11 protein-coding genes are annotated in these 9,973 nt (G+C 54.4%); 1 reads left to right on the top strand and 10 read right to left on the bottom strand.

Going from position 1 to position 9,973, the window contains the following annotated elements; translation table 11 throughout:
* From RTY00_RS12150 to RTY00_RS12135, 4 genes are all read right to left on the bottom strand, one after another.
* A partial coding sequence (locus tag RTY00_RS12150) for a molybdopterin cofactor-binding domain-containing protein (RefSeq protein ID WP_312664619.1) occupies positions 1-1,195 on the bottom strand: 1,195 nt, incomplete at its 3' end.
* Between the two features lie 3 nt (positions 1,196-1,198).
* On the bottom strand, positions 1,199-2,149 hold the full coding sequence (locus RTY00_RS12145) for a xanthine dehydrogenase family protein subunit M (protein WP_312664618.1): 951 nt from the start codon (positions 2,147-2,149) through the stop codon (positions 1,199-1,201).
* Positions 2,146-2,694, bottom strand: coding sequence for an aldehyde dehydrogenase iron-sulfur subunit PaoA (gene paoA, locus RTY00_RS12140; RefSeq protein WP_312664617.1), 549 nt, complete (start codon positions 2,692-2,694; stop codon positions 2,146-2,148). The genes RTY00_RS12145 and paoA overlap by 4 nt, the downstream gene beginning before the upstream one ends.
* Before the next feature lie 273 nt (positions 2,695-2,967).
* Entirely contained in the window at positions 2,968-3,873 is a 906-nt protein-coding gene (locus tag RTY00_RS12135) for a LysR family transcriptional regulator (protein ID WP_312664616.1), read from the bottom strand.
* A gap of 128 nt (positions 3,874-4,001) precedes the next feature.
* Here RTY00_RS12135 and RTY00_RS12130 point away from each other — a divergent pair, with 128 nt between their 5' ends.
* On the top strand, positions 4,002-4,265 hold the full coding sequence (locus RTY00_RS12130) for a DUF2798 domain-containing protein (protein WP_312664615.1): 264 nt from the start codon (positions 4,002-4,004) through the stop codon (positions 4,263-4,265).
* 257 nt (positions 4,266-4,522) lie between these two features.
* Here the strand turns inward: RTY00_RS12130 and RTY00_RS12125 are convergent, their stop codons facing one another.
* The 6 genes from RTY00_RS12125 to RTY00_RS12100 form a co-directional block, all read right to left on the bottom strand.
* Positions 4,523-4,966 carry a VOC family protein gene (locus tag RTY00_RS12125; RefSeq protein WP_312664614.1) on the bottom strand — a complete coding sequence of 148 codons (444 nt, stop codon included), beginning with the start codon at positions 4,964-4,966 and terminating at the stop codon, positions 4,523-4,525.
* Between the two features lie 70 nt (positions 4,967-5,036).
* On the bottom strand, positions 5,037-5,540 hold the full coding sequence (locus tag RTY00_RS12120) for a GNAT family N-acetyltransferase (protein ID WP_312664613.1): 504 nt from the start codon (positions 5,538-5,540) through the stop codon (positions 5,037-5,039).
* The gene (locus RTY00_RS12115) at positions 5,540-6,238 is read right to left on the bottom strand and encodes a GntR family transcriptional regulator (protein ID WP_312664620.1); all 699 of its coding nucleotides are present in this window, start codon (positions 6,236-6,238) and stop codon (positions 5,540-5,542) included. The genes RTY00_RS12120 and RTY00_RS12115 overlap by 1 nt, the downstream gene beginning before the upstream one ends.
* 46 nt (positions 6,239-6,284) lie before the next feature.
* Positions 6,285-7,508: an amidohydrolase gene (locus tag RTY00_RS12110; RefSeq protein WP_312664612.1), complete on the bottom strand. Its 1,224-nt coding sequence runs from the start codon at positions 7,506-7,508 to the stop codon at positions 6,285-6,287.
* 4 nt (positions 7,509-7,512) lie between these two features.
* Positions 7,513-8,991 (bottom strand): chlorohydrolase family protein, encoded by a 1,479-nt coding sequence (locus RTY00_RS12105; RefSeq protein WP_312664611.1) that lies wholly within the window; start codon positions 8,989-8,991, stop codon positions 7,513-7,515.
* The coding region (locus tag RTY00_RS12100) for an amidohydrolase (protein WP_312664610.1) at positions 8,991-9,973 on the bottom strand (983 nt) is incomplete at its 5' end. The genes RTY00_RS12105 and RTY00_RS12100, both read right to left, overlap by 1 nt.

Genomic DNA, 9,973 nt, shown 5'->3' with positions numbered 1-9,973 from the left:
GACGGGAGAAAGGGCGCTCGGGTTTGGCCGGATCGACCTGCGTATCGTTGAGGATGCGAAAGGCGATGGGATCGATACCCGCTTTTTCTGCGATTTCATCGATGGCAATCTCCAGCGCCATCAACCCCGGCGCTTCGCCCGGTGCGCGCATGGCGTTACCTTCGGGTAGATCCAGCGTGGCCAGTCGTAATCCGGTAAAACGATTAGCACCGGCGTAAAGCAATTCCGTCTGCTGTACGGCAGTTTCCGGTGTGCCATCCGGCAAATTACCCGACCAGCTTTCATGCGCGATAGCCTGAATATTGCCGGCTTTATCAGTGCCGATGCGGATGTACTGAATCGTGGCTGGTCGATGCGTGGTGTTATTGGCGATGAGTGGTCGAGGCAGCATCACTTTGACCGGACGCTGAACTGCGCGTGCGCCCAACGCGGCTAACACTGCATCGCTGCGCAGGAACAACTTGCCGCCAAATCCGCCGCCGATATAGGGCGAAATGATGCGGATCTTCTCCATCGGCATGTTTAGCGTGGCGGCCAGATCGGTGCGGCACCAGTCAATCATCTGATTCGAGGTCCAGACGGTGAGTTTATCGCCTTGCCATGTTGCCATTGAGGCATGCGGTTCCATAGCGGTATGACTTTGGTCCGGCGTGGTGTAGTGCGCATCCAGCTTGACCTCAGACGCAGCAAATGCAGCGGCGAAATCACCTACGGCTTTATCGGGCGTGTCTTCGGGTGCGGAAGTGACGCCCGGCTTTTGCTGCGCGAGATCATAAGCACCGCGCTCGCGCTGATAATCCACTTTGACTAAACTCGCCGCTGCACGCGCCTGCTCAAACGTCTCGGCTACGACCAATGCGACGGCCTGGTGATAGTGTTCGATGGTGTCGCCAGCCAACAGATTGGCAGTATTTTTATCGCCTTTGCCCAGTTTTCCCGCGTTTTTGGCTGTCACCACCGCTAATACGCCCGGCGCATTTTGCGCGGCCTGCACATCAATGGCGGTGATTTTCCCTTTGGCGATCGGCGCGCCAACCACATAGCCGTATGCCGCATCGGGGGCTTCGCGATGCCATTCGTAGGCGTAATGCGCCAGGCCGGAGGTTTTCAACGGTCCGTCGATACGATTGAGTGGCTGACCGATGACTTTGAGCTGATCAATCGGGTTATTGCCTGCGGGTTTTTCGAATTTCATCTGTTATCCCCTCGCTTCTGCCAATACGGAAGCGAGCGTTCGCTGCGCCAGAATGATCTTGAACTCGTTTTCAGCGGTGGGTTGTGCCGTGGCGAACAGCCGATCGCTCACCGCCTTAGCACCCTGAATCACCGCGTTATCCGCTTCTTCCAGCCGCCACGGCTGATGCGCCACGCCACCGAGCGCCACGCGACCGGAGTTATCCGGCTGAATAATGGCGGCGACAGAGACCAGCGCAAAGGCGTAGGACGCGCGATCGCGCACCTTGCGGTAAATGTGAGTGCCGCCCAGCGGGGCCGGCAGTGAAACTGCAACAATCAGCTCGCCGGGATCGAGTACGGTTTCCAGATGTGGCGTGTTGCCGGGCGCGCGATAGAATTCAGCAATGGGGATGTTGCGCTGACTGCCATCCGGGCTGACCGTTTCCACTACCGCATCCAGCAAACGCATTGCCACTGCCATATCGCTCGGATGGGTGGCGATACAGTCCTGGCTGGTACCGACCACCGCATGCTGGCGACTAAAGCCATCCAGCGCCGCGCAGCCGCTGCCGGGTAGACGTTTGTTGCACGGTTGGTTGGTGTCATAGAAGTAGGGGCAACGTGTGCGCTGCAGCAAATTTCCTGCGGTGGTCGCCTGATTACGCAGCTGGCCGGAAGCGCCAGCCACTAACGCGCGCGACAGCACGCCATAATCGCGGCGAACGCGCGCATCGGCCGCCAGATCGGTGTTACGCACCAGTGCGCCGATGCGTAATCCGCCATCCGCCGTGGCTTCGATTTTGTCCAGCTCAAGGCCATTCACATCAATAAGATGTGCGGGCGTTTCAATCTCCAGCTTCATCAGATCGAGTAGATTGGTGCCGCCAGCGATGAATTTGGCATTGGCATGTTGCTGGGCGCTGGTTGCGGCTTCAGCCGGGGTTTTTACCCGCTGGTAAGTGAAGGCTTTCATGATTCCAGGCCCTCCGCGTACTCTTCTATCGCCGCAAGAATGTTGGAATAGGCCCCGCAACGACAGATATTGCCACTCATGCGCTCGCGGATTTCATCCGCAGTGAGTTGCGGTGCGGAGACTAAATCGTGGGTGACGTGGCTGGGAATGCCCGCTTTGATCTCTTCCAGCACCGCCATCGAAGAACAGATCTGTCCTGGCGTGCAGTAGCCGCACTGGTAACCGTCATACTTAATGAACGCCGCCTGCAAGGGATGCAGCTGGTCAGGATTTCCCAAACCTTCAATAGTGGTGATTTCCGCATCCTGCTGCATCACGGCTAGCGTCAGGCACGAATTGATGCGACGACCGTTGACCATCACCGTACAGGCGCCGCATTGACCGTGATCGCAGCCTTTTTTGGTGCCGGTCAGATGCAGGTGCTCACGCAACGCATCCAGCAGCGTGGTGCGGGTATCGACATCTAATTGCTGCTGTATGCCGTTGACTTTGAAGCTAATTGGCATCATTGCAGGCGCGGGTGTTGTTAAGTGTTGGCTGCTCATGCCAAACCTCCAGTAAAAGGGTGAAATGTTGAGGTACAACTTATTTTTGTATGGTTTTAGAAGGGTAAGCATAGTCGGCATCTGCAAAAGCATTATCCGCAATCACTGAATGGGTTTATGAGCGGGAGTAATAAAAGCAGGTTAGGGCGGTTAAAAGGGAGTGAAAAGCCTATGACAAAATGCGGTCACGATTACATCGAGATAAATCCAACATATTGTGTTTTATCGGCCTCAAGTGGCTTTAACACCCAATATTTTGGATTTAAGTTTGTCTCAAACGAGCTGTTGTTCCAAAAAAGCGATGAACGCTCTTACCTTGGAATTTAGCGCCGAACGCTCGTTAACACAGGCATAAATATTCATCGGCAAGGCCGCAACGTCGCTTTTCTCTCCTTGATCTGAGTGGAACAAAGCTATGAGTTGGCCACGCTCAATCAACGGTTGAGCGATAAAACTCGCCAGCCGGGCGATGCCTCCACCGTTTTCGGCGATTTTCGCAATGATATCAATATCGTCACTGATGAACTCTGGATTGAGCTTTGCGTTCACCGGCTGGCCGTTGACCATAAACGTCCACGGAAGAAAGCGTCCATCTGTCGGATAGCGGAAAACCAAACAAGCGTGCTGGCTCAGCTCTTCAGGCGTTTTAGGAATGCCCGCGCGCGCCAGATAAATGGGTGCAGCGCAGAAAATAAAGGGTAGCGAGGCAATTTTACGGGCGATCAGTTGATCATTTAGTTGCGCCTCAATACGAATACTGACGTCGACGCCTTCTAAACGGTGATCAACATTGCGGTCGGTACTGATCAGTTCGATATCAATATCCGGGTAAGTTTGTTTAAAAGTGGGCATCAGCGGGGCAAGAACGTGTCTGCCAAAAGCAGCCGTGGTGGCGATGCAAAGTGGGCCCTGTGGTTTGGTTTCAATCGCCGCAGCCTGCGAGGCGAGGTCAATATCATGGGGAATATGGCGGACTTTTTCAAAGTAGCGTTTACCGCTCTCGGTTAACGTCATACTGCGGGTGGTTCGTGATAACAACCGTACGCCTAAATGTGTCTCCAGACGCGCAACGCTCTGGCTGACCGCCGCTGGACTCATTCCTTTCGCCCGCGCGGCTGCTGCAATACTTCCGTTCTCAACTACGCGGATAAAAGTGTTAATCAATCCCAGTAAGTCCATACATCCCTCAATGCGCGATTCGTTACTTATATTTAATAATGATTAAATCGGAAGGGGTCTACCCGCATCCTGATACGCTTGATAGGTTAGCGGCTGTTTTGCTTAAACTTACTGAATAGGATAGCGCTATGACAGCAGAAACCGAGAAAAACGCCGCAGGTATACGCCTGCCAAAGCACGTTTCACCTTACATCTTTGCGCTTTACATGGCGACCATCATGGCGTTTTTGATGAGTCTGGTCATTACCTTCGCCGAATTTGGTATCGGCCCGCATTATATGGAAAATGTGATGAATGCATATCAAGTTGCGATGCCAGCAGCTTTTGTTTGCATACTCGTGGTACGCCCGATTGTGGTCCGGTTAGTTGGGTTGACGGTGCACGCTCATTGAGGTAATTGCGAGTTGGTCGCCATGAATGGCGACCCTACAAGGAGGTGCAATGAACCCGGTGAAGTACCGGCAGCATCTGAAAATCTCAACATAACCAGTCCAACAAAATATCCGCATCTCCTAAACGGACATTACTACTTTGCCTCCTCAATCAAAAGGCGCATAATGTATATTATGTTAAATGGAGTATCTAAATGCGCACTAAAACATCACCTAATCCCGATATCAACCGTCACCCTTTCGAGTGACGCTTCTGATCAAACACCCGCGTTAAGACGGCTGGTAATAATCTCAAGGCCAATCTGCTGGCCGTATGAAAGCTCAAGCGTGTTGCCATCAGGATCGGCGAAAAATGCCCAATAACCTACAGGTGCTGATGATTGCTGCGCGGGTCGGCGCAACACGCCTTCGCGTTCTGCCAAAATAACTTTGGCATCAATCTCTTCTTTGCTGTCACACGCAACGCCAATGTGACCAAATGGACCCAAAGGCGTATCCACAGTGGTTTGAGATTGCACCAGCACCAGTGCAAACGGACGCGTCAAATCAGAAAGCCATGCGACTTTTTGCGCTTCTGCAATGCCTGGTTCACGCTCATGAATCACCTGCATCCCTGCGTAACGTTGATAGAAGTCGATGCTGCGTTCTAAATCTCTCACTTGCAGCGCTATGTGGCTAAAACCAATATCGTGCTGTTTCATATTCCATTCCTGTGAAATAACCAGAACTGGAATATGTCATAAATTGTTGATGGCACTTGTTCACGAATGCCTAAATATGCAGCTCATACACCACGCAAGGCACATCGTAATGTTGTTCAATCGCTTTGTATGTCATGCCCAGCCGCTGCATCACTTTTTGCGAAGCGGCATTATCAGGATCGGCTACCGCGACCAGATATTTAACGCCGACATGTTCAACCGCAAACTTAACCATCGCCTGCGCTGCTTCTGTGGCAAAACCTTTACCGTGATAATTGGCATTTAAACGCCAGCCAATTTCCAATGGCGCACCATCCTGATTGGCTAAATGCTGCAGGCAGCACGCACCAACGATTTCGCCAAACTCTTTTTCCCGCATCGCCCACCAGGAAAAACCATATTGCTGCCAGCGCGATTGAACGCGTTCAATATTCGCCAGGGTTTCTTCGGGCGTTTTAACCACGCCATTACTGATATAACGCATAATTTCCGGGTCGTTTTCCATCGCCCGCAATCCGTCAAAATGCGCGAGTTCAAAGGGTTCCAGCCGCAGTCGGGTTGTTTCTAATTCCATTATTCCTCCGCTTTATGAAGAGCCTGCACCAGCGTCATCGCATACGGTGACGCTTCAGAAATATCCAGCTGCTGCTCCAGCTCAATAAGATGATCGCGCATCAGTTGCTGCGCTTTAGCGGTATTGCCGACGCTCAGTTCATCAATGATGTGCTGATGCTCGTCGCACTGGCAAACCGGCATCTCGTTGCGCTGATACAACATCACAATTAACGAACTTAACACCATCAAATTATTGAGAATATCTTCCAGCACTTTGTTGTCGGCAATTTTGCCTAACAGTAGATGAAAGGCGCCAAGCTGATACACCACGCGTTGCCGTTCCTGGCTATGAATCGCTTCATGTTCTTCTTTTTGTTGCTGCTGCAATTGCACGGCAAACGCCGTCATTTTTTGCGGTGTAATGCAGGCAATTATGGCCGATTCAATGGCATGGCGAGCCGTGAAGATCTCACGCGCGGTGGTGGCTGACGGCTGCGCAACAATCGCGCCGACATTGGGTTCGATGGTGACGATATGATGTAGCGCCATACGCTGCAGTGCCGCCTGCACATGGTTGCGATTGGCCTTCAGCGCATCGACAATCTGCGCCTCAATTAAGCGCGTACCGGGGCGCAACTTGTGCTGGGCAATCGCCATGGTCAGCGACTCATAGATGCGAGCGATCTCTTTTTGTCTGGGGGTTTGCTTCGCGCCCATACTCAATCCTGTATCGGTCATAATAGTCCCCCGAAATATACATCATTTATGCGCGGTAAACCTGCTGGCCATGGAAGTAACTGGCTGAAATTGCAGGCTGACGCGCCACCACTTCGGCGGAACAACTGGCGTCAATTAGGATAAAATCAGCCGCGTCGCCAGCCAGCGGCCAGATGCGCGCGCCCTGCTCATCCAGCGGCAAAATATCGCCGGTGGCAATCGCTAACGCCCTGTTCAGCGAAAATTCGCTGCCGCGTCCATACAGCTGCGCCCACAAATTGGCTTTCTCCAGCATGCTGCCGGTGCCGAAGGGTGACCAGTGATCGATGACGCTGTCGGTGCCGGTCATCAGCTTTACGCCGCACTGTTTTAGCAGCGGAAGCGGCATCACATTTTTCCCCAGCGGCAAACCAGACGCCAGGCTTACGCCCAGCGCGGCCATGCGTTCACCTAGCCCCTGCACCTCAACATCACTGATTTGCGCCAGACAGTAAGCGTGGCTGAGTGTCACTCGGCCTTGCAGTTCAGGCGCGTGTTCCAGCGCGTTCAGCAGATAATCAATACAGGCAATGCCGCTGCTGGTGTCTTCATGCAGATGGATATCCACGCCGGTGCCACTCTCATGCGCCAGACTCAGCATGGTGTCGAGTGAACGCGCCATATCGCCATCAACCTTCGAAGGATCGAGTCCACCGGTCCACTGGCAGCCGAGCGCCAGCGCCTCGCGCATCAGTGAAGTAACGCCAGAACGCAGTAAACCGTGCTGCGGAAACGCCACGATTTCGCACGCTATCTGCCCGTCAAACGCGTCTAAGGCCTGCAACAGATGTTCCAGGCTACGCAGCCCACTGACCGGATCGATATTGCAATGGCTGCGAATCACCGTTGTGCCTTTACTCAATAGCAAGGCGATCAACTGCTGCGCATGCTCGACCGAATCGGCAAGCAGCGTCGGCAACAGCTGCTGTTCCAGCGCGATCATCTGGAAAATATCCTGCTCGTTATTCGGTTTCGCCGCTCGCCATGCGCGGCCGTAAAAGGTTTTATCGAGATGTATATGCATATCGCGCAACGTTGGCAGCATCAGCATGCCGCCAGCATCACGCTGTGGCAGCGCGCTTTGCACCTCTCTCTGCCCGTGAATCGCCACTATCCGCCCGTCTTTGATTTCTATGGTGAAGAGATCGCATTGGGTGCCCTGAATATGGCCGTTAATTTCGATAAACCCGGTTTCAAGCCTGACGTTGGTGAGCAAATAGTGATCAGTCATGGTTTTAGTCTCTGTTCAGGCGAGGAAATGAAGAAGACACGATCTCCTTAACCGGCGGATGCCCAACGGTTCGTTCGGGGTAAGTCGAGATAATGTGCGAAAACACCTGTTGCGATGCGGCATGTAACGCTGCTGCACTTTGCCCGCTGTTGACCAGTTCGCGATCCCACACCACTTTGTGTCCAGCCACAATCACGCCGGTGACATCGCGGCCATTGCCATTCAAAACCAGCGTGGTAATCGGGTCGAACACTTGTCCCAGCGCGGGTTGATCAAGATTAACCATCATCATATCGGCCTGACATCCAGCAGCGAGTCGGCCAAGATCATCGCGTCCCAACGCTTGTGCGCCGCCCAGGGTTGCCATGCGGTAATAATCGGCGGCGCTGGCCGCTGAGATATCGCCGGTGACCACGCGCGTCAGCACTACGCCCATCTGCATATTGGCAAACATATCAGCGGGAAACGTATCGGTGCCAAGCGCCAGATTAACGCCAGCGGCTTTAAGCGCTGGATAATGTTCGAGATATTTGCCGTGGCGACCGGATACCAGCGGACAAGCCACCACCGAAGCGCCCGACTGCGCCAGTCGCGCGATATCTTCTGTTACACGCGCCGCATCGGCGTTCAATCCACCGAGAAACTGGCCGTGTGGCAACAGCATGTGGCGGTTGAGCAAACCGTTGTCGGCCAGCACTTGCAGCGAACTGCGGCCTTGATAGCGACGGGCGATTTCCCGCACTTCCAGCTCGCTCTGGCAACAATGCAGCCGCGTTGGACAGGCGAGTGATGTGACAATGTCACCTAAATCTTTCAGCCAAACGGCATCGCCACCCTCGATACGGTCGGGAGCCAGCATGCCGCTCAGGGTAGAAACGCCGCGCTGCTTAAGACGCTGATAGAACTTCACCGCATCGTCCAACCCCTTTTTCGCGCGATCGCGGTTGCCGATCCATGAAAATTGTCCCTGTTCATCGCTGGCGTAGTAGCCCGCCATAAAAGCCGGTCCCAGCCATGCTCGCGCGCCTAATGATTCGGCCACATCTGCGGCATACAGGTATTCATCAACATCTTCGGCCCATTCGCGATAGAGAATCGAGGTGATGGGCGCAAAGCTGGTGATGCCGTTAAGCAGCAAATGGCTGTAGGCATAATGCTTGGCGAAGTTAAGCTGCTCGCGGCTGTAAAGGTCGCGGCGCTGCCAGTCGGCGGCGACAATGCGCCCTTTTTTCCAGCCGGGTTGATTGTCGAAGGCCAGCACGGTGGTATCGAGATCCCCAAGCGCATCAAGGTCAATAAATCCCGGTCCCACCAGACAATTCCCGGCGTTGATCTCTTCATCCACCTCGCCGGGATAATCAAAACCTACAAACAGAATGCGTTCGCCCTGCCACACCACTTCGCCATCCGCCAGCAGGCAGTGATCGCCATCGCGATAGCCCACTACCCACGCGGCGCGCAGTCGGGTTACTTTTTCGCTCATCAGAACAAGCACTCCCCGTCAGCGGCGACCAGTTTGCCGCCTTTGAATACCTTACGGTCGCGCGGCAACTCCACCAGCGCTTCCACCATGCTGCGGCCGGGAATCAACACCAAATCGGCGCGATTACCAGGCTGCAAACCATAATTGTCCAGCGCCATCACGCGTGCGCCGCCAAAAGTAATGGTGTGCGCCGCGCGCATAATCTCGCGATCCTGACGCCAGCGATAGCGCAATCCCATGGTGACCGCGCGTTGCAGCATATCGCCGCTGCCGTAAGGGCTCCAGGTATCGCGCACGCCGTCATTACCAGCGCAAAACGCCACGCCAGCATCGGTGAGCAATTCATAAGGTGGAACCGCGATATCCGCCGGCGCGGTTGTTGCAACCGACATTCCCAGCTCCGCCATCTCTTCGGCAAACTGCTGTTGGCGCGCCGGTTCGACCATGCCGAGACAGAAGCCGTGGCTGAGCGTGACGCGATCGTGCATCTGATAGCGGCGGGTAAAATCAATCAGCAGCTCGAGGCTAAACGCGCCAAGCTCGCCGCGTTCGTGCAGATGAATATCGACTTTTTTGCCGTGACGAACCGCCAGCTCGAAGATGATCTGCAGATGGCGTACCGGATCTTTATCGTATGAACAGGGATCTAAACCGCCCACCAGCTCGGCACCCATGTCTAGCGCGCGATCCAACAGCGCTTCGGTGCCGGGACTTTGCAGGATGCCGCTTTGCGGAAACGCCACAATTTCGATATCCACCTGACCGGCTAGCCGACGGCGTGTTTCCAGCACGCCTTCCAGATTCGCCAGGCCGATTTCGTTATCAATATCAACATGGGTGCGAATAAATGAGGTACCTGCCGCGATGGCGCGACGCGTGATACGTTCTGACTGCAACTGCGGATCGGGCTGCTGCTCGCGGCGATAGTCGCGTTCATTGGCGATGATCGCGGCCAGATTGCGTGGCACTTCGTTGCGATACC

Origin of the sequence: Pantoea sp. CTOTU49201 (genome assembly GCF_032054795.1) — a bacterium.
Lineage (GTDB): Bacteria > Pseudomonadota > Gammaproteobacteria > Enterobacterales > Enterobacteriaceae > Pantoea > Pantoea symbiotica.
This window is presented reverse-complemented; position numbering and strand designations above follow the sequence as displayed.